The sequence below is a fragment of the Nocardioides kongjuensis genome, from assembly GCF_013409625.1.
Lineage (GTDB): Bacteria > Actinomycetota > Actinomycetes > Propionibacteriales > Nocardioidaceae > Nocardioides > Nocardioides kongjuensis.
The window spans coordinates 20311-39018 of the sequence record NZ_JACCBF010000001.1; the positions used below are offsets into that span (position 1 = coordinate 20311).

The window sequence follows — 18708 nt, forward strand, 5'->3', positions numbered from 1 at the left end:
GTCCGTAAACTCACCGATCGTGTCTCTCACCTCGTCGAACCCCGACCTCCCTGACCTGGTCGTCGTCGGCTCCGGATTCTTCGGCCTGACCATCGCGGAGCGGTGCGCTGCCGACCTCGGGCTCAAGGTCCTGGTCCTCGAGCGCCGCTACCACCTCGGGGGCAACGCCTACAGCGAGTTCGACCCCGAGACGGGCATCGAGGTGCACAAGTACGGCACCCACCTGTTCCACACCAGCAACGAGCGCGTGTGGGAGTACGTCAACCGGTTCACCGAGTTCACCAGCTACCAGCACCGGGTGTTCGGTCGCTACCAGGGGCAGGTCTACTCCCTGCCGATGAACCTCGCGCTGATCAACAGCTTCTTCGGCAAGAGCCACACGCCGGACGAGGCCCGGGCGCTCATCGCGGAGCAGGCCAGCGAGATCGACACCAAGGACGCGAAGAACCTCGAGGAGAAGGCGATCAGCCTGATCGGGCGCCCGCTCTACGAGGCGTTCATCAAGGGCTACACCGCCAAGCAGTGGCAGACCGACCCCACCGAGCTGAGCGCGGACATCATCACCCGGCTCCCGGTGCGCTACAACTTCGACAACCGGTACTTCAACGACACCTACGAGGGCCTCCCGGTCGACGGCTACACCGCCTGGCTGTCCCGGATGGCCGAGCACCCGAACATCGAGGTGCGGGTCGACACCGACTTCTTCGACGTCGCCGACGACTACAAGGGCAAGGTCCCGATCGTCTACACCGGCCCGGTCGACGAGTACTTCGACAACCGCGAGGGTCGCCTGTCGTGGCGCACCGTCGACCTGGTCCAGGAGACGCTCGACGTCGACGACTACCAGGGCACCGGCGTCGTCAACGCCAACGACGCGGACGTCCCGTTCACCCGCGAGCTCGAGTTCAAGCACCTGCACCCGGAGCGGGCGGCGTCGTACAAGCCGGGCCGCACGGTCGTCGTGCGCGAGTACAGCCGGTTCGCCGAGGAGGGCGACGAGCCCTACTACCCGATCAACACGGCCGAGGACCGGGCCAAGCTGCTCAAGTACCGCGACCTCGCCGAGAAGGAGCCGATGGTGCTCTTCGGCGGCCGCCTCGGCACCTACAAGTACCTCGACATGCACATGGCGATCGCCTCGGCGCTCTCCATGTACGACAACAAGCTCAAGCCGCACTTCGCCGACGGTGCCGAGCTCAAGAGTGGTGGGGTGGACGCATGAGCACCGCTGACACGGGGACGGTGCAGCGCCTGCTGCAGCGCCAGATCCTGCCGCTGGACACCGACCCGGACGTCCTGCCGCTCTACCTCGACTGCGAGGAGCCGAACCTCGACGAGGACAAGTACGTCGTCGGCGGGTCGCGTGCGGCCAAGGAGCTGAACAACGCCTCGATCCGGCAGAAGACCGCGACCGGACGCACGGTCCGGCCCGACCAGGTGCTCTCCCGCACCGCCGTCCTGGTGCCGTCGGGGGAGAAGGTGTCGTTCGGCACCTACTTCAACGCGTTCCCGGCCAGCTACTGGCGCCGGTGGAGCGTCGTCGACGCCGTCACGCTGACCGTCACGGTCCGCGGCTCGGGCGCGACCGTCATCGTCAACAAGTCGATGGCCAACGGACGCCAGCAGAAGGTCGACAGCGGCGTCACCGAGGCCGAGGGCCCGACCACGCTCACCTTCCAGCTGCCGCTCGGCCCGTTCATCGACGGCGGCTGGTACTGGTACGACGTCGTGGCCGGTCACGGCGACGTCACCGTCGAGTCGGCCGAGTGGACCGCCGCCGTCCCTGCCGACCGGGCCGAGCACGGCACCGTCGACCTGGCGATCACCACGATGAACCGCCCGGACTTCTGCGCCAAGCTGCTCGCCCAGCTCGGCACCCCCGAGCTGCTGCCCTACCTCGACACCGTCTTCGTGATGGAGCAGGGCACCCAGCTGGTCCGCGACAGCGAGTTCTTCCCCGGCGCCGAGGCCGGCCTCGACGGCCGGCTCAAGGTGCTCCAGCAGGGCAACCTCGGCGGCTCGGGCGGCTACGCCCGCGGTCAGCTCGAGTCGGTGCGTAAGGGCACCGCGACGTACGCGATGATGATGGACGACGACGTCGTCTGCGAGCCCGAGGGCATCATCCGCGCGGTCACCTTCGGCGACCTGGCCAAGCGTCCGACCATCGTCGGTGGCCACATGTTCAGCCTCTACGCCAAGAGCCGGCTGCACAGCTTCGGCGAGATCGTCCAGCCCTACCGGTTCTGGTGGATGTCGCCCAAGGACGGCTTCCAGGACTGGGACTTCGGCGCCCGCAACCTGCGCTCCGCGCGGTGGCTGCACAAGCGCCAGGACGTCGACTTCAACGGCTGGTTCATGTGCATGATCCCGCGCCAGGTGCTCGAGGACATCGGCCTGTCGCTGCCACTGTTCATCAAGTGGGACGACTCCGAGTACGGCCTGCGCGCCAAGGCGGCCGGCGTGCCCACCGTCACCTTCCCGGGGGCCGCGGTCTGGCACGTCCCGTGGACCGACAAGAACGACGCCCTCGACTGGCAGGCCTACTTCCACCAGCGCAACCGGTTCGTCGCGGCGCTGCTGCACTCCGGCTACCCGCGTGGTGGCCGGCTGCTCCAGGAGAGCTTCGCCTTCGACCTGGCCCACCTCGTCTCCATGCAGTACTCCACGGTGGAGCTGCGCATCCAGGCGCTCGAGGACGTCCTCGCCGGACCGCAGGGCCTGCACGGCATGCTCGGCACCCGCCTCGGTGAGGTCAACGCCTTCCGCAAGCAGTTCTCCGACGCGCAGCTGCACGCCGACCCCGACGACTTCCCGCCCGTGCGGCGCGAGAAGCCCCCGCGCAAGGGCAAGGACCTCAGCGACGTCCCCGGCCGCCTGTCCAAGGCGATCACCGCGGGCCTGGCGCCGATCCGGCAGCTGAAGAAGCCGCGTGACCTGTCCCGCGAGTTCCCGGAGGTCGAGATCCGTGCGATGGACGCGAAGTGGTACCGGATCGCGGGCTTCGACTCCGCGATCGTCTCGATGAACGACGGCACCTCCGCGGCGCTCTACCAGCGCGACCGCGAGCGCTACAAGGCGCTGGTCCGTCGTACCGTCCAGCTCCACAACCGGTTCCGGCGCGACTGGGACGAGATCGCCGCGCAGTACCGCTCGGCGCTCGGCGACATCACCTCGCCCGACACCTGGGAGAAGACCTTCGCTCCGTGGATCGAGGGGAGCGACGTGACCGAGGGGGAGGGCCGATGACCACCGACGCACCCGGCGCCCGGGCCATCGACGACGACGAGCCCGGCCTCCCGCCGCTGCGACCGCCGTCAGCGGAGAACGGCCTGCTCGGGGTCTTCCGGCGCCGCTACCTGCTCCGGCTGCTGGTGACCCGCGAGATCAGCGCGCGCTACCAGGGCTCGTTCCTGGGCCTGCTGTGGTCGTACATCAACCCGCTGACGCAGTTCTTCATCTACTTCTTCGTCGTCGGGTACATCTTCAACCTGCACGCGAACATCCCGAACTTCGCCATCCACCTCTTCGCCGGGCTCACGGTGGTGCACTTCTTCACCGAGACCTTCGGGGCGGGGACGCGGTCCATCGTGCGCAACCGCGCCCTCGTGGTGAAGATGGCGATGCCACGGGAGATGTTCCCCGTCGCCACGATGATGGTGTCGCTCTACCACGTCCTGCCCCAGCTCGTGATCCTCACCATCGCGTCGCTGATGTCGGGCTGGATGCCGGAGCCGGTCGACCTGATCGCGCTGGTCCTCGGCCTGCTGATCTGCGGCCTGCTCGGCCTCGCCGGTGCGCTCTTCTTCAGCGCCGCCAACGTCTTCTTCAGCGACTTCGGCAACATCGTCAGCGTCTTCAACAACTTCGTCCGCTGGGGCGTGCCGATGATGTACTCGTACTCGATGGTCGACGACCGGTTCGGCCGCTTCGCCCAGTACTACCTCTACAACCCGCTGGCCGACGCCGTCCTGCTGTTCCAGCGGGCGTTCTGGGTCGGCACCGTGCCGCCGGGGCACGAGGCGGTCCGAGCGATGCCCGACCACCTCATCGTGCACGGTTTCATCATCCTCGTCGCGTCGGTCGGCGTGCTCGCCGCTGCCCAGTTCGTCTTCAGCCGTCTCGAGAACAAGATCCCGGAGCGCCTCTGATGGCCAAGTCGATCGTGGTGGAGAACGCCACCAAGTACTTCACCCTGCGCTACCACCGCACCTTCAAGGAGGTCACGGTCGCGAAGGCCAAGGGCCGCAAGACAGGCGAGACCTTCCGCGCCGTCGACGACGTGTCCTTCAGCGTCGACATCGGCGAGTCGGTCGGGATCATGGGGCTCAACGGCTCCGGCAAGAGCACGCTGCTCAAGATGATCAACGGCGTGATGCGGCCCGACGAGGGCTCGATCCTCACCCGCGGGCGGATCGCGGGCCTGATCGCCACCGGCGCCGGCTTCCACAACCAGCTCACCGGGCGCGAGAACCTGTACCTCAACGCCGCGATCCTGGGCATGAGCGAGCAGGAGATCAAGCGGAAGTTCGACTCGATCGTCGACTTCGCCGACCTCGGCGCCACCCTCGACGGACCGGTCGGCCACTACTCCTCCGGCCAGAAGGCACGACTGGGCTTCGCCATCGCGATCCACGTCGACTCCGACATCTTCCTGGCCGACGAGGTGCTGGCCGTCGGTGACAAGCCGTTCCGGGTCAAGTGCATGAAGAAGATGCGCGAGATCCGCAACAGCGGCGACCGCACCCTCTTCTACGTCAGCCACTCCCCGGAGTCGGTCATCAAGATGTGCAACCGCGTCCTGGTCCTGGAGAAGGGACGCCTCGGCTTCGACGGCGACCCGGTCGAGGCGGTCCACTACCTGCGCTACGACGAGGACGACGACCTCGACGACGACTCGCTCGCCAACGACATCTGAGGCGGATGGCGCGAGCGGCTCGCTCGCGCCTCCTCACTCGCCATGCCCGGTGGGGAGCGGGCCTCGTCGTGCCCGGGTGACGGCGAGGACGAGCGCCGCCGCCAGCCCGCCGAGGGTGCCGAGGACCTCGTCGCCGAGCGTGTCCTCGTACGCCGTGTCGAGCTCGGTGCCGTTGCGGATGAAGCTCACCCACTCGCCGACCTCCCAGCCGATGGCGAGCACCGCTCCCAGGCCGGTGACGGCGACGACCAGGACCCAGGCGGGGGACAGGCGCGGCGCCAGCAGCAGTCCGAGCCCACCGCACAGGAGTGCCCAGTTGGCGAAGTGGTTGACGTCGTCCCACCACGCCACGGCGTCGTAGAGGTCGAGGCTGTTGCCGGTCACGTCCACCAGGAACGGCAGCATGACGAGGGTGAACGCGCCCCACGGCGGTGCGGCCGGCGCCGGAGCACGCCGCGCGCGTAGCCACCACCAGGTCGGCACGACCAGCATGAGCAGGGGATAGGCGACCAGGCGGGCGCCGAAGGCCTTGCCGTCGAAGCGGTCGATCCCGGGGGCTAACGCAGCCATGCCGAGCTGGGCGACGGTTGCAGCGAGGACCAGACCGGGGACCCACCCCGGGCAGCGTGGCGGAGCGGTGGCGAGCATGCGCGCAGCGTCGCACAGGGCGGCGTGCAGGGCGCGGGCCCGGCTCAGATACCGCCGTCCCGGGCCGATCTACAAATTTGCAGGCGATCGGCGTGTCGAGTGGAAATTACACGATTGTAGTTACTCACTTTCCCTTCCCAGACTCGTGTGACGCATGTGAAAGTTGCTACTCGTGTGACACCTTCCCCGCACACACGTCTGGAGCAGAACCATGTCGCCGTACCCCACGGAGATCCCCGAGCACACCCGGCGGAGCCGGTTCGTGACGCTGTGCCAGCAGGCGCTGGCCCTGGCTGTCGTCGTCGCCGTCCTCACGCCCGCAGCACGCACCGTGACCATGGAGGTCCGCCCCGCCGAGCCGGGCGCCACGACCCTGCCCGGCACGGTCAGCCTGCAGGCCGCGACCACCCCGCTGACGGTCCCGACCGCCACGGTCGACCCGACCGTGACGTCGTACTCGCTCACCCCGTCGCCGAGCGCCGTCAGCGGCCGGGTCACGCTGCACGGCAGCGTCAAGGAGCTGGCCGACGGCGGTGACAAGGTCACGAGCGACGCGCTGCCGGTCGAGGGCTACGGCACCGTCGGCGTCACCTGGGCCCACGGCGCCGCCGTCCCCGAGGACGGGATCACGGTCGACGTCCGCACCCGTACCGGTGACACCTGGAGCGGCTGGACCGCCGCCGACTACCACGACGAGCACGGCCCCGACCCCGACAGCGAGGAGGGCCAGCACACGCGCCCCGGCACCGAGCCGGTCCTGGTCGGCGACGTCGACCAGGTGCAGGTCCGGGTCGAGACCGCCGACGTCGCGCCGGCCGACCTGCAGGTCGCCGTCATCGACCCCGGTACGCCGTCCGCCACCGCGAAGGAGGGCCCGGCGCTCTCCTCGGGTGCCGGTGCCGCGACCACCTCGGGCCAGGCGAACGCGCGACCCGGGACGGACGGCGCGATCGCGATGCAGGCCGCCACGACCGGTGCGCCGCAGCCGCAGATCTACTCGCGGGCCCAGTGGGGCGCGCCCGAGGACCCCAGCTACAAGCCGAAGTACGGCACGATCAGCGCGGGCTTCGTCCACCACACGGTGAACGCCAACGACTACCGGCCCGAGGACGTCCCGGCGATCCTGCGCGGCATCTGGAAGTACCACGTCAAGACCCGGGGTTGGAGCGACATCGGCTACAACTTCCTCGTCGACCGGTTCGGCCGGATCTGGGAAGGCCGTGCCGGTGGCATCGACAAGCCGGTCGTCGGCGCCCACACCCTCGGCTACAACGACTACTCCTTCGCGATGTCCGCGATCGGTAATTACGAGACCGCGCAGCCGACCCCCGAGATGATCAACGCGTACGGCGCCCTGTTCGCGTGGAAGCTCTCCCTGTCCGGCGTCGACGCCGCCTCGATGAGCCAGCAGGTCGGCAAGAGCAGGTTCGCCGCGATCAACGGACACCGTGACGCCGGCAAGACGGCCTGCCCCGGCAAGTACCTGTACGCGCAGATCCCGGCCATCCGGGCGCTCGCCGCCCAGATCCAGCAGGGCGCGCTCCTCGGCCAGCTCAACGGCAACTACATCGGCTCGGCCAACCCGGACGTGGTCGTCCGCAAGGCCTCGACGGGCCGCCTGTTCCTCCACGACCTCGACCGGGTCGGTGGCCGGTGGGCGATCGCGGCGACGGTGAAGACCAACGTCTACGTGCCGTGGGCCAAGCAGGTGCTCCGCGTCGGCGACTGGGACGGCGACGGGCTCAACGACCTGATCGTGATCCGCAAGAGCGACAAGGCGCCGGTGCTCTTCCGTGGCGCCGGTGGCGGGACGTTCCAGCCCGCACAGGTGCTGCCGGGCAGCTTCGGCGGCGTGAAGATGCTCGCTGCCGTCGGGGACATGACCGGCGACAAGCTGCCGGACCTGATGGGCCAGCCGAAGGGCGGCCAGATGCAGGTCTACCCGGGCAACGGTGTCAACGGCTTCCAGGCGGCCGTGCCCGCAGCGGGCCCGGTCCCGGGCAAGCGACTCGTCCCGGTCGGACGCTGGAACAAGGACGGGTCGCCCGACGCCCTCGTCAGCGACGGGACGGCGCTCTCGCTCTACACCGGCATCCTGCCCGGTGGGTGGGCGGCCGCGAAGGCCATGAAGTCGGGCGTCCCCGGCTACGACTGGGTGATCGGCCTGGGCCCGATGGCCAGCGGTGGCAAGGTCGTCGTCGTGCGCAGCAAGGCGACCGGAGCGGTCTACGCCCTGGAGAAGACCAAGGCCAAGAAGTTCGGCTCGCCCATCTTCTTGAAGAAGCGCAAGAAGTTCGACCTCGCGGGCTAGACCCCGCGAACCGATCCGTCCTGGTCGTTCAGGCGGGGAAGCGGGCCGTGGCGTGCTCGGCGACGTACGTCGCCTCGAGCCGCTCCGGCTCGGCCCGGACGACCAGGACGAGTGAGCCGCCTGCAAGGAGCGGCTCACAGAGGATCGCCGGCTCCGCGACGGGGTCGGCGACCGCGAGCAGGCGGCCGTTGCCGACCAGACCGGTGACGGCCGCCTCGCTCCACAGCCCGGCCTGGCTCAGCGTCCGGTCCCCCACCTCGAGGGCCAGGTCGTCGGCCTGTGGCGGGTCCCATGCCGTGAAGGCGTCGGGCTGGGACCAGATGTCGATGCCGACGTCGGTCACGCCGGCCGGGACCGGCTCCGCGAACCGGACGCCGAGCGGCAGCAGGGCACAGGCCAGGACCGCGAGCTCGCCGGTCCGCTCAGCCCACGCGGACAGGGTGTCGGGTCCGCACACGACGGCGGCGAGATCGGTGGGGGCGGCGTCCGCGCTCGTCGTGACGACCAGGCCGCAGTTCCAGGCCGCGCCGAGGAAGACGGTTCCGAGCCAGTGCGGCGGCAGGTCGACCGCGATCCGGTCGCCACGCTCCAGGCCCAGCTCGTCGACGAGCAGCGAGCTCGCCTTCGCCACCCAGTTCGCCCACGTGGTGACCGACAGCTCGACCCGCTCGCCGGTCGCCTGGTCGTAGAAGGTCACCAGCGGCTGGCCCGGGTCGGTGCGGAGGCGGGCGGCCAGGACAGCGGGAAACGTGGTCGGGGTCGTCACGTCCCGAGCCTAGGGTTCGGCGGTTGACCGGTGGGCCATAGGGTGCGGCCATGGTCCTCGACGAGATCCCCGGCTTCTGGGCCGTGGTCCCCGCCGGCGGTGCCGGGACGCGGCTGTGGCCGCTGTCGCGCTCGCACGCTCCCAAGTTCCTCCACGACCTCACCGGCGCCGGTCGCACCCTGCTCGAGCAGACCCACGACCGGCTCACCCCGCTCGCGGGTGACCGGATCCTCGTCGTCACCGGCGCCGCGCACCGTGCGGCCGTCCGCGGTCAGCTCCCGACGCTGCCCGAGGACGCCGTCGTGGCCGAGCCGTCGGCCCGGGACTCGATGGCCGCCATCGGACTGGCGGCCGCCCTGCTCGAGGCCCGTGGCGCCGAGGTGATGGGCTCCTTCGCGGCCGACCACGTGATCCCCGACCCGGAGCGCTTCGGCGCCTCCGTGGCCGAGGCCGTCGCCGCCGCCCGCGAGGGCTGGCTGGTCACCATCGGCATCGAGCCGACCTTCGCCTCGTCCGCGTTCGGGTACGTCCGTCAGGGCGAGCCGCTGCCCGGTCACCCGTCCGCGCGCCGGGTCGTCGAGTTCGTGGAGAAGCCGTCGGTCCCGGTGGCCGAGGAGTACCTCGCGACCGGTCAGTACCGGTGGAACGCCGGCATGTTCGTCGTACGCCCGACGGTGCTGCTCGACCTGCTGGCCGAGCAGGACCCCGGCTTCGCGGCCACCCTGCGCACCATCGCCGCCGCCCCGGAGCGCCTGGGTGAGCTGTGGGAGAGCCTGCCGAAGATCGCCATCGACCACGCCGTGGCCGAGCCCGCGGCCGCCGCCGGCAAGGTGGTCACCATCCCCGGGACCTTCGCCTGGGACGACATCGGCGACTTCGACTCGCTCGCCACGCTCCTCGGCGACGACGACGCCTGCAGCGTCCTCGGCGACGAGACCCTGACCCAGTTGATCGGTGCGAGCGGGATCGTCGTCCCGCGCTCGGGCCGCACCGTCGCGGTGATCGGGCTGGACGACGTCGTCGTCGTCGACACCCCGGACGCGCTGCTCGTCACCACGCGGGCGCGGGCGCAGGAGGTCAAGAACGTGGTCGCCGCGCTGAAGGAGCAGGGGCGCGCGGACCTGGTGTGACGGGGCGAGTGCTGGCGACGGGTGCTCGTGGCGGGTGCGCGTGGGTGGTGCGCGTGGGTGGTGCGCGTGGGTGGTGCGCGTGGGTGGTGCGCTACGTGAGCGACTCACGGTGTTGGTTTGGCGCTCGCTTCGCTCGCGCATGTCGCGCCGCCTTGTGACGCCGTTTCTTCCTCCCCCGCTCGCTCGTTCCTCGCTCGCTCCTCCGTCCAGAAACGGCGGGCGGCGCGACGAGAATCAGCCGAATGTCGTGCGCGACCGCACGACATTCGGCTGAGTGCTCTCTGTCGGGCGCCCCGCGTGATCTGGACTGAGCGGAGCGAGCGACCGAGGAACGAGGGAGCGAGCGCAGCGAGGGAAGATCACGCGCCAAAGGGCGCCCGACATGCGCGAGCGAAGCGAGCGCCAAACGACTCAGTACGCGTAGGGCTCCGGGGCGTCGGTGAACGGGTACTTGTCCATGAACGTGCTCAGTGCGGCACCGCTGACCTCGGAGCAGTACTGCCAGGAGCCGTACTGCTTCTGGGTGTCGGGGTCGACGCGCCAGTGGGTGAAGGCGATGTGCTGGCCCTTCGGGAACTTGCCGACCTCCTTCTCGTCCGCCTTGGTCCACGGGGCGACCTTGAACTTCAGTCGCTGGTTGGTGTCGTTGGCGTCCATGATCTTGGCGATGGCGCGCATGGCCGAGATCTCGGAGGAGTCGTCGTTGGCGGTGGTGTCGTACCACAGGATCGTGTAGCCGTGCTCGAGGTTGTGCACGAGCGCCTCGAGCTCGGGGCGGGAGTCCTCGGTGTAGAAGCGGTCGCCGATCGGGGTGGGAGCGACGCCGGCCACGTTCCAGTGGGCGCCGAAGGCGGGCGGGGCGTCCTTGTAGTCGACCTGCTGGCCCTCGGGGACGTGCTCGCCGCTGCCCGTGGCCTCCTTCTCGGTGATCTTGCCGCACACGCTGGCAGAAGCGCCGATCTCGGCGACGCTCTTGCCCTTCCACTTCTGGTCGTTGACCATGTCGCGGACCTTCGGGTAGAGCGCCGCGCCGACGATGATGAGTGCGACCGCGACGCAGACGCCGACGATGGCCATGCCCTGGCGCTTGTCGGCGCGCTTCTGCTTGCGCCGGATGTCGTCGATGACTTGGCGGCGCTCCGACTTCTCGGACTTGCTGGACTTGGCCACGTGCGGGGTACCTCGTCTTGGTCGTGAAGGGCATGCGGGAGCACGCCCCGTGCGGCGAACGCGGTGAGTCTACGGAGTCACCGGTCGAAACCGCAGGTCGGTGTCGACATCGCCGGTCTGCGTGCTGTGCCATCCGTGGGCGAACGCGACGATGTCGGCGGCCGCGCGTCGCTCCCTGTCCGTGTGCACGACGTCCGGGGCCGTCGCGTGGGCGGTGATCCCCGCGCGGCCGAGCGCGGCGACGAACTCCGCGGCGTCGACGGGACTGCCGAACGGCGTGCGTGCGCCCGGCTGGGCGGCGACCGCCTGGATGACGGCCTCGCGGGCGCCGTACCCGAACAGGTCGGCGCCCTCGGCGCGGATCAGTGCGCGGGCGCCGGGACCGTCCTCGCCCGGGGCGAGGACGAGGTCCGCGCGACCTCGCAGCACGGCGCAGGGGCGGGCGCCGAGCTTGCCCTGGGCGAGCTCGACGGCGGAGGCGATCTCGTCGGCGACGGCGGGGGCGGTGACGGCGAGCTCGTTGCCGTGGGCGTCGACCCGGCCGGCGAACGACTCGAGCACGGCCAGGCCGGCGGCGCCGATGGCGATGTCGGTCTGGCCCTCGCGCCAGGCCCGGCCGGCGGTGTCGGTGACGACGACGCCGACGTTGACGCCGCGCCGCTCGGCGACCGCGGCTCGCAGCGCGCGGGCCGAGGCGTCGGGGTCGAGGGGGAGCAGGACCACGGACCCCGCGGCGACGTTCGAGGCGTCGACGCCGGCAGCGGCCATGGTCAGGCCGAGGCGGTTGCGCACGATCCGGGTCGGGCCGCGGCGGGCGACCAGGCGGTCGGTCTCGGCGTCGATCCACACCTCGCGGTCGCCGTCCTCGATCCGGCCCTCGGCCTTGCTGACCACCTTGCTGGTCACCACGAGCACGTCGCCGTCGACGAGGTCCTCGGGTCCGAGCGCGGCGAGCAGGGCAGCAGCGAGGTCGTCGCCCGGACGGATCTCGGGCACGCCGTCGGGCGCGGTCACGCTCAGCGCCATCAGCGCACCAGGTCGATCGCAGCGGCGGCCATGGCGGCCGTGGCGTCGTGGTCGGTCATCATCAGCGGTACGGCGGCCGAGCGGATCCCGGCCGCCTCCAGCCGCGCCACCTGCGCGGCATCGCGCTCGTCGACCAGCCAGCCGTCGAGCACCCCGCCGGCCGCACGGGCGCCGTAGTTGAGGCCGACGCCGGCCGCGCTGATCTCGACGCCGATCGAGGTCAGCATCTGCTCGGCCATGCCGCGCACGTGGCTGTCGCCGACGATGGGGGACAGGCCGACGACCTTCGCGTCGGTCGCGCGCACGGCGTCGCGCAGGCCGGGGACGCCGAGGATCGTCCCGACCGACACGACCGGGTTCGACGGTGGCAGCACCACCAGGTCGGCGCCGGTGATGGCGTCGAGCACGCCCGGCGCGGGGGAGGACTGGTCGAGGCCCACGAACACGACCTGCTCGGCGGGCACCTCCGCGCGCAGCCGGACCCAGTACTCCTGGAAGTGCACGACCCTCTTGCCGCTGGCGCTGTCCGCGTCGGCGACGGCGACGTGGGTCTCGACGCGGTCGTCGGTCATCGGCAACAGGCGCAGCCGGTCGCCGTACGTCGGCTCCAGCCAGCGCTTGCACAGCGCCTGCGTGACCTGCGAGAGCGGGTAGCCCGCGTCGAGCATCTGGGTGCGCACCAGGTGGGTGGCGATGTCGCGATCGCCGAGACCGAACCAGGTCGGCTCGACGCCGTACGCCGCCAGCTCCTCCTTGGCGCTCCAGGTCTCCTCCCGCCGGCCCCAGCCGCGCTCGAGGTCGATGCCGTCGCCGAGGGTGTACATCACGGTGTCGAGGTCGGGGCAGACCTTGAGGCCGTGGATCCACCAGTCGTCGGCGTTGTTGGCGACCACCGTCACGTGGGCGTCCGGGGCGACACCCGGTAGGGTTCCAGCGGCGATGCCGTGGAGCAGGCCTTGCAGGAAACGGGCTCCGCCCATGCCGCCCGAGAGGACGGTCAGCTTCCGCGCAGGTCGGCCGATGGGTCCACTGGCTGTCGCGTCAGGTGTCGAGTCCACGGGGGACAACTGTGCCGTGCCCGAAAAAGGCTGCGAGCACGGGGCTCCCCATAGCAGACTCGACCTTGACTGTTTGGGTATGACACGTATGTAATTCCAGAGATGTCGTTCGGGGCATCGGGTCGAGACGTAAGGGGCGTAATCGTGAGGGAACTGTTCCTGGTCGAAGCAGATTCCGAAGAGCTGGGGTGGCAGGAGCGCGCGCTGTGCGCGCAGACCGACCCCGAGGCGTTCTTCCCGGAGAAGGGAGGATCGACGCGCGAGGCCAAGAAGGTCTGCCAGACCTGCGAGGTGCGCATCGAGTGCCTCGAGGCGGCGCTGGGCAACGACGAGCGCTTCGGCATCTGGGGTGGCATGTCGGAGCGCGAGCGCCGCAAGCTGAAGAAGCGCGCCGTCTGAGACGTACGACGCGCGGTCGCTCCCTGCTGACGGTTCGCCCCCTTCGGGCCGTCGGTCGTAGGGTCTGACCTCGTGTCGCAACAACCCGAGGTGGCTGTCCTCCTGGTCAGCCACGACGGCAGCACCTGGCTGCCGGCGGTCCTCGACGGCCTGCTCGCGCAGACTGCGCCCCCCGCGCGCGTGGTGGCCGTCGACACCGGCAGCAAGGACGGCAGTGCCGACCTGGTCCGGGCCGCACTGGCCGGACGCCTGTCCCTCGAGCAGCGCTCCCTGGCCGGCGACACCGGGTTCCCCGACGCCGTCGCCGAGGGCCTGCTCGTCCTGGCCGAGACCGGCACCGCCCCGGACTGGGTGTGGATCCTCCACGACGACGCGAACCCCGCACCCGACGCCCTCGCCGCCCTGCTGGCCGCGGCCGCTGCGCGCCCCGACGCCGACATCCTCGGCCCCAAGCTGCGCGAGTGGCCCTCGCTGCGCCGGCTCCTCGAGCTGGGCGTCACGATCAGCGGCACCGGCCGGCGCGAGACCGGGCTGGAGCGCGGAGAGTACGACCAGGGCCAGCACGACGAGGTCCGCGAGGTGCTCGCGGTCAACTCGGCCGGCATGCTCGTGCGCCGCGAGGTGCTCGAGGAGCTCGGCGGCTTCGACAGTGCACTGCCGATCTTCGGCAACGACATCGACCTCGGCTGGCGCGCCGCCGCGGCCGGCCGCACCACGCTGGTCGTCCCCGACGCCGTCGTCTTCCACGCCGAGGCCGCCCACCGCGGCATCCGTCGTACGCCGCTGACCGGGCGGCACACCCACTTCCAGGAGCGCCGCGCCGCGCTCTTCACGCTGCTCGCCAACGGCCGTGGGGCCACGCTCCCGCTGCAGGTCCTGCGCCTGACCCTCGGCTCGCTGCTGCGCGTGCTCGGCCTGCTCGGTGTCCGCGCCGTCGGCGAGGCGCTGGACGAGCTCGCCGCCCTGGTCTCCGTGCTGCGGCACCCGGGCCAGGTCCGGGCGGCCCGCCGGGCACGACGTGGCGCCGGCGCCGCGGGCACCGACCGTGCGCGGGTACGACGCCTGCTGGCCCCGTGGTGGCTGCCCTACCGGCACGGCCTCGACTTCGCCTCCGACCTCGTCGCCGCAGCGACCAACCAGGCGGCCGACGTCGCCGACCGGAGGCGGATCGCGGCCGCCGAGCGCGACGCCGCCACGGCCCCGCCCGCCGCCCGGCACCGCGACGAGGACGAGGAGTTCGCCGACACCGGCATCGTCGTCCGCTTCTTGACGAACCCGGTCGCGGTCGCGACCGCGATCACCGTGCTGGCACTGCTCATCGGCGTGCGCGACGTCGTCGGCGGGGTCGCCGGCGGGGCCTTGTCGCCCGCGCCCGGCAGCGTCGGCGAGTGGTGGGCGCTGCACCTCGAGGGGCGGCACCCGATCGGGTTCGGCAGCGACGTGCCGGCGCCGCCGTACGTCCTGCCGCTCGCAGTGCTCGGCCTCCCGTTCGGCCCGTCGCTGCTGATGTCCCTGCTGATGGCGTTCGCCGCGCCGCTCGGGCTGTGGGGCGCCTGGCGCTTCCTGCGGGTGGTCGGCCGCCTCGTCACGCCGTACGGCGCACCGCGCTGGCTGCTGCTGTGGGGCTCGGTGACCTGGGCGCTGGTGCCGCTGGTCGCCGGCGCCTGGGGCGGTGGTCGCTGGGGGATCGTCGTCGCGGCGGCCGTGCTGCCGTGGATGGCGCACGCCGCGCTGGGCTTCGCCGATCCCGACGCCGACCACCGCTGGCGCGCCGGCTGGCGCACCGGCCTCGCGCTCGCCCTGCTGAGCGCCGTCGCGCCCCCGGCGTGGCTGGTCGTCGCGGTCCTGATCGGGGTGCTGCTCGGCTGCGCCGTGCGACTGCTGCCCAGCGAGGCCGGCGACAGGTCGGTCTGGGGGCCGCCGCTGCTCGCGCTCGCGGTGCCGCTGCTGGTGCTGCTGCCGTGGTGGCTGCCGGCCCTGCTGGAGGGCGGGATCGCCGGCACCGTGCTCGACATCGGTCGCTGGCCGACCGCGGCCACCTCCGGCTGGGACCTGCTCGCCGGCCGCCTCGGCGGCCTCGGCGCCCCGGTGCCGGTCGGCTACGTGCTGCCGGTGCTGGCTGCGCTGGCGCTGGTGCCGCGCGCGACCCGGATCCCGGTGGTCGTGTGCTGGCTGGTCGCTGCGGTGAGCGCCGTGGTCGCCGTACCGCTGGCCGTCACGACCATCGACATCGCCGGTCCGGCCGGCCAGCAGCCCGGCCTCGGCGCCGTCCTGCTGATGCTGCAGGGCGCGTGGATCACCGCGATCGTGCTGGGCGGCCTCTCGCTGCACCACCTCGGCGACCAGGCGAAGCCGGCACAGGCCGTGCTGGCGCTCTCCGGCGTCGTCGGCCTGGTCGCCCCGCTCATCGGTCTGGTCTGGTTCGCCGGCTGGGGCGCCGAGGAGCTCGACGACCCGCCGGCCTCCGACGTCCCCGTCTACATGGCCCAGCGCGCCGAGCAGGCCGACCAGAACGGCGTCCTGGTGCTGCGCGGCAGCAAGGACACCGGCCTGCGGTACGACGTCCACCGCGGCGACGGCCCGACCGTCGGCGAGGACGAGATCGCCGCGCTCACGCCGGAGGACACGAAGGTCACCGCGACCATCCGCTCGCTGGTCACCTCGCCCGACCCGGACGCGGTGGCCCGTCTCGCCGACCTCGGCATCCTCTACATCGTCCAGGCGGCACCCGCCGACGGGTCGGTCGCCGCCAGCCTCGACGCCACCACCGGCCTCGTCCAGGCCAGCTCCGAGCGGGGCACCCGCGCCTGGCAGGTCAGCCCCGAACCGGGACCGCTGCCGAGCCACCACGCCTGGCTGCGCTGGATCCTGCTGCTCGTCCAGGCCGCCGCGATCCCGGTGCTGGTCGTGCTCGCCCTCCCGCCGCTGCGAAGGAACCGCGATGAGTGAGTCCAAGCCCGCAGGCCGCCGCGCGGCAGTCGTCCGCCGTCGGCGGGTCGACGTCCTGGTGGCCCTGGCGATCCTGCTGCCCACCGTCGTCGCCCTCGCGCTCGGGGCGATCGGCGACGAGCAGTCGCCCGTCGCCGGGCCGCAGCCGCCGGGCACCGCCGAGCTCACCTCCGCCACCGTCGTGTGCCCGGGCGGCACCCGCGCGACGAGCTCGACGCGGGTCGGCCGCGCGCCCGGTGTCGCCGGCGGCGAGCTCGAGGTGCTCACCGCCCCGGCAGACGGTGCCGAGGCGGTCCCGGGGGCTCCGGTCACCGCCGACACGGCGGGCTCGGCCGTCGTACCGGACAGCTCGGGTCCGGTCGTCCTCGACGGTCGCGGCGCTGCCGCCCCCGGCGTCGTCGCCGGCCGCGACGACCCGCTGGCCGTCCCCGAGTGCCGCGCCCCGGCGTACGACGAGTGGCTGGTCGGCCTCGGTGCCACCGCCCGCTACGCCACCACCCTCGAGCTGGTGAACCCCGACGACGGCGAGGCGGTCGTCGACGTGGCGCTGTCCGACGCCGACGGTCCGGTCGAGGAGCCCGCCCTGCGGGGCATCCAGGTCCCGGCGCACGGCGTGCACCGGATCGACCTGGCCGCCTCGGCGCCGCGTCGCGAGCTGACCGCCGCCCACGTCACCGTGACCCGGGGCCGGGTGACCCTGACCGCCCGCACCACGCGGGACCAGCTCGGCCGCGGCCGCGTCACCACCGACTTCCTCCCGACGCAGGCCGCGCCCGACACCGACAACCTGATCCTGGGCCTACCGGCGGGCGCGCGCGGCGCCTCGCTGCTCGTGGCCAACCCGGGCGACGACGAGGTCCGGGCGCGGGTCCGGCTGGTGACCGCCGAGGCGACCTTCACCCCCACCGATGCGCCGGAGGTCGCCGTCGGGCCGCACGCGATGCAGGAGGTCGACCTCGGCCCGCTGCTCTCCGGCGACAACGGCACCGGGGTGGTCGGTCTCGTCGTCGAGTCCGAGGACCCGGTCGTGGCGTCGGTGCGGCTGGTGTCGCGCAAGGACCTGGTCCTGCTCGCGCCTGCGATCGAGGTCCGCGAGCCCACGGCCGCGGTGCTGCCGACGGGCGAGAAGACCCTCCTGCTCGGCCACGCCCTGCGCACCGGCGTCGTCCACGTCACGTCGTACGACGCCGACGGGACGGTCCTGCGTGAGGACCAGGTCGAGGTCGCTCCCGACCGGGCCGCGTCCCTGGCGCTGCCGCCGGAGGCCGTCCTCGTGGCGGTCGAGCCCCGCAACACCCGGATCGCAGGGGTCGTCTCGATGCCGACCGGCGGCGCCCAGCCGGGCCTCGCGACGCTGCGTCTGCGGCCGGCCGAGACCCACGCCCGGATCCCGGTCGTCTCGCCCGACTGACCCCTCGCTCCCGCTGGCCCCGGGCCTCAGTCGTCGTCGAGGTCGGAGGGGTAGCGCGGGTCCACGTCGTGCGGCTCGATGCCGAGCAGCTCGGCGACCTGCTCGACCACGAGCGCCAGCACGATGGCCTCGAGGTCGGCCCGGTCGGCCGCGCGGTGCTCGAGCGGACGGCGGAACACCACCAGCCGGGTCGGCGTCGTGCCCGAGCCGCGCACGAGCGAGGACAGCGGCACGCGCCCCGAGTCCCAGTCGTCGGGCAGCTGCGGTGCGTCCTCGACGGCGTACTCCACCAGGCCGAGGTGCTCGGACCAGCGCGCGTCGATGTCGGTGACGACGTCGAGCATGATCTTGTCGAACACCTCGCGCCGGCTGCGCGGCAACGGCGGCCGGTGCCCGGTCGCGGCCAGCGGCTGCACCGCCGGACCGCGCATCCCGCGCCCGCGCCGGTCGCGGCGTCGGCGGGGGACCAGCTCATCGCGCTCCGTCACACCAGCGAGCCTATCCACCGCTCGACCGTGGGGGCGGTAGCGTCTGCGCCGTGAGTGTGACGGCGAACGCGGGACCGCAGAGCCTGCGAACCTGCTCGCGCACGGCCTGCGGCCGGCGCGCGGTCGCCACGCTGACCTACGTGTACGCCGACTCCACCGCCGTCCTCGGCCCGCTGGCGACGTACGCCGAGCCGCACGCCTACGACCTGTGCGACGTCCACAGCGAGCGGCTGTCGGCCCCCCGCGGCTGGGAGGTGGTCCGGCTCTCCCTCGGCACCCAGCAGCCCGGCCCCAGCAACGACGACCTGCTCGCGCTCGCCGACGCGGTCCGCGAGGCCGCCCGCCCGGTCCGGCGCGAGCCGGTCGAGGCGCCGCGTGAGCCCGGTCGCGAGGTGGCCCGCAAGGGGCACCTGAGGATGCTCACCACCGACTGAGTG

16 protein-coding genes are annotated in these 18708 nt (G+C 72.0%); 10 read left to right on the forward strand and 6 right to left on the reverse strand.

What is annotated here, in order from left to right:
• Positions 1-19: 19 nt before the first annotated feature.
• The 4 genes from glf to BJ958_RS00140 are packed head-to-tail and all read left to right on the forward strand — an operon-like array spanning position 20 to position 4915.
• On the forward strand, positions 20-1222 hold the full coding sequence (gene glf, locus BJ958_RS00125; protein WP_343052503.1) for a UDP-galactopyranose mutase: 1203 nt from the start codon (positions 20-22) through the stop codon (positions 1220-1222).
• Entirely contained in the window at positions 1219-3246 is a 2028-nt protein-coding gene (locus BJ958_RS00130) for a glycosyltransferase (RefSeq protein WP_179724440.1), read from the forward strand. The genes glf and BJ958_RS00130 overlap by 4 nt, the downstream gene beginning before the upstream one ends.
• A complete protein-coding gene (locus BJ958_RS00135; RefSeq protein WP_179724442.1) occupies positions 3243-4148 on the forward strand; it encodes an ABC transporter permease in 906 nt (301 codons plus the stop codon). The genes BJ958_RS00130 and BJ958_RS00135 overlap by 4 nt, the downstream gene beginning before the upstream one ends.
• On the forward strand, positions 4148-4915 hold the full coding sequence (locus BJ958_RS00140) for an ABC transporter ATP-binding protein (RefSeq protein ID WP_179724445.1): 768 nt from the start codon (positions 4148-4150) through the stop codon (positions 4913-4915). Before BJ958_RS00135 ends, BJ958_RS00140 begins: the two co-directional genes overlap by 1 nt.
• A gap of 33 nt (positions 4916-4948) precedes the next feature.
• Here BJ958_RS00140 and BJ958_RS00145 read toward each other — a convergent pair whose 3' ends face one another.
• Positions 4949-5563: a DUF2238 domain-containing protein gene (locus BJ958_RS00145; protein ID WP_179724448.1), complete on the reverse strand. Its 615-nt coding sequence runs from the start codon at positions 5561-5563 to the stop codon at positions 4949-4951.
• 211 nt (positions 5564-5774) lie between these two features.
• Between BJ958_RS00145 and BJ958_RS00150 the strand changes: the two genes are divergently transcribed.
• Complete coding sequence (locus BJ958_RS00150; protein ID WP_179724451.1) at positions 5775-7874, forward strand: N-acetylmuramoyl-L-alanine amidase; 2100 nt, start codon at positions 5775-5777, stop codon at positions 7872-7874.
• 28 nt (positions 7875-7902) lie between these two features.
• Here BJ958_RS00150 and BJ958_RS00155 read toward each other — a convergent pair whose 3' ends face one another.
• Positions 7903-8640, reverse strand: a complete 738-nt coding sequence (locus BJ958_RS00155) for a TIGR03089 family protein (RefSeq protein ID WP_179724453.1) — start codon at positions 8638-8640, stop codon at positions 7903-7905.
• A gap of 50 nt (positions 8641-8690) precedes the next feature.
• Between BJ958_RS00155 and BJ958_RS00160 the strand changes: the two genes are divergently transcribed.
• Positions 8691-9770, forward strand: a complete 1080-nt coding sequence (locus tag BJ958_RS00160) for a mannose-1-phosphate guanylyltransferase (protein WP_179724457.1) — start codon at positions 8691-8693, stop codon at positions 9768-9770.
• A 411-nt stretch (positions 9771-10181) separates the two neighbouring features.
• Here BJ958_RS00160 and BJ958_RS00165 read toward each other — a convergent pair whose 3' ends face one another.
• The 3 genes from BJ958_RS00165 to cofD all read right to left on the reverse strand — a co-directional run bounded on the left by BJ958_RS00165 (position 10182) and on the right by cofD (position 13024).
• Complete coding sequence (locus tag BJ958_RS00165; RefSeq protein WP_343052504.1) at positions 10182-10940, reverse strand: DUF3105 domain-containing protein; 759 nt, start codon at positions 10938-10940, stop codon at positions 10182-10184.
• Between the two features lie 69 nt (positions 10941-11009).
• Entirely contained in the window at positions 11010-11966 is a 957-nt protein-coding gene (locus tag BJ958_RS00170; RefSeq protein WP_179724459.1) for a coenzyme F420-0:L-glutamate ligase, read from the reverse strand.
• Positions 11966-13024: a 2-phospho-L-lactate transferase gene (cofD, locus tag BJ958_RS00175; protein WP_425489732.1), complete on the reverse strand. Its 1059-nt coding sequence runs from the start codon at positions 13022-13024 to the stop codon at positions 11966-11968. Before cofD ends, BJ958_RS00170 begins: the two co-directional genes overlap by 1 nt.
• 144 nt (positions 13025-13168) lie before the next feature.
• Between cofD and BJ958_RS00180 the strand changes: the two genes are divergently transcribed.
• The 3 genes from BJ958_RS00180 to BJ958_RS00190 all read left to right on the forward strand — a co-directional run bounded on the left by BJ958_RS00180 (position 13169) and on the right by BJ958_RS00190 (position 17783).
• Positions 13169-13423 (forward strand): WhiB family transcriptional regulator, encoded by a 255-nt coding sequence (locus BJ958_RS00180; RefSeq protein ID WP_273520110.1) that lies wholly within the window; start codon positions 13169-13171, stop codon positions 13421-13423.
• Positions 13424-13495: 72 nt separating this feature from the next.
• Positions 13496-16372 carry a glycosyltransferase gene (locus BJ958_RS00185; protein ID WP_179724468.1) on the forward strand — a complete coding sequence of 959 codons (2877 nt, stop codon included), beginning with the start codon at positions 13496-13498 and terminating at the stop codon, positions 16370-16372.
• Positions 16365-17783, forward strand: coding sequence for a DUF5719 family protein (locus BJ958_RS00190; RefSeq protein ID WP_179724471.1), 1419 nt, complete (start codon positions 16365-16367; stop codon positions 17781-17783). The genes BJ958_RS00185 and BJ958_RS00190 overlap by 8 nt, the downstream gene beginning before the upstream one ends.
• Before the next feature lie 26 nt (positions 17784-17809).
• On the opposite strand, the gene BJ958_RS00195 is transcribed toward BJ958_RS00190, so the two are convergent.
• The gene (locus tag BJ958_RS00195; RefSeq protein WP_343052505.1) at positions 17810-18271 is read right to left on the reverse strand and encodes a metallopeptidase family protein; all 462 of its coding nucleotides are present in this window, start codon (positions 18269-18271) and stop codon (positions 17810-17812) included.
• 50 nt (positions 18272-18321) lie between these two features.
• On the opposite strand from BJ958_RS00195, the gene BJ958_RS00200 reads away from it, so the two are divergent.
• Entirely contained in the window at positions 18322-18705 is a 384-nt protein-coding gene (locus BJ958_RS00200) for a DUF3499 domain-containing protein (RefSeq protein WP_260806105.1), read from the forward strand.
• Positions 18706-18708 lie beyond the last annotated feature (3 nt).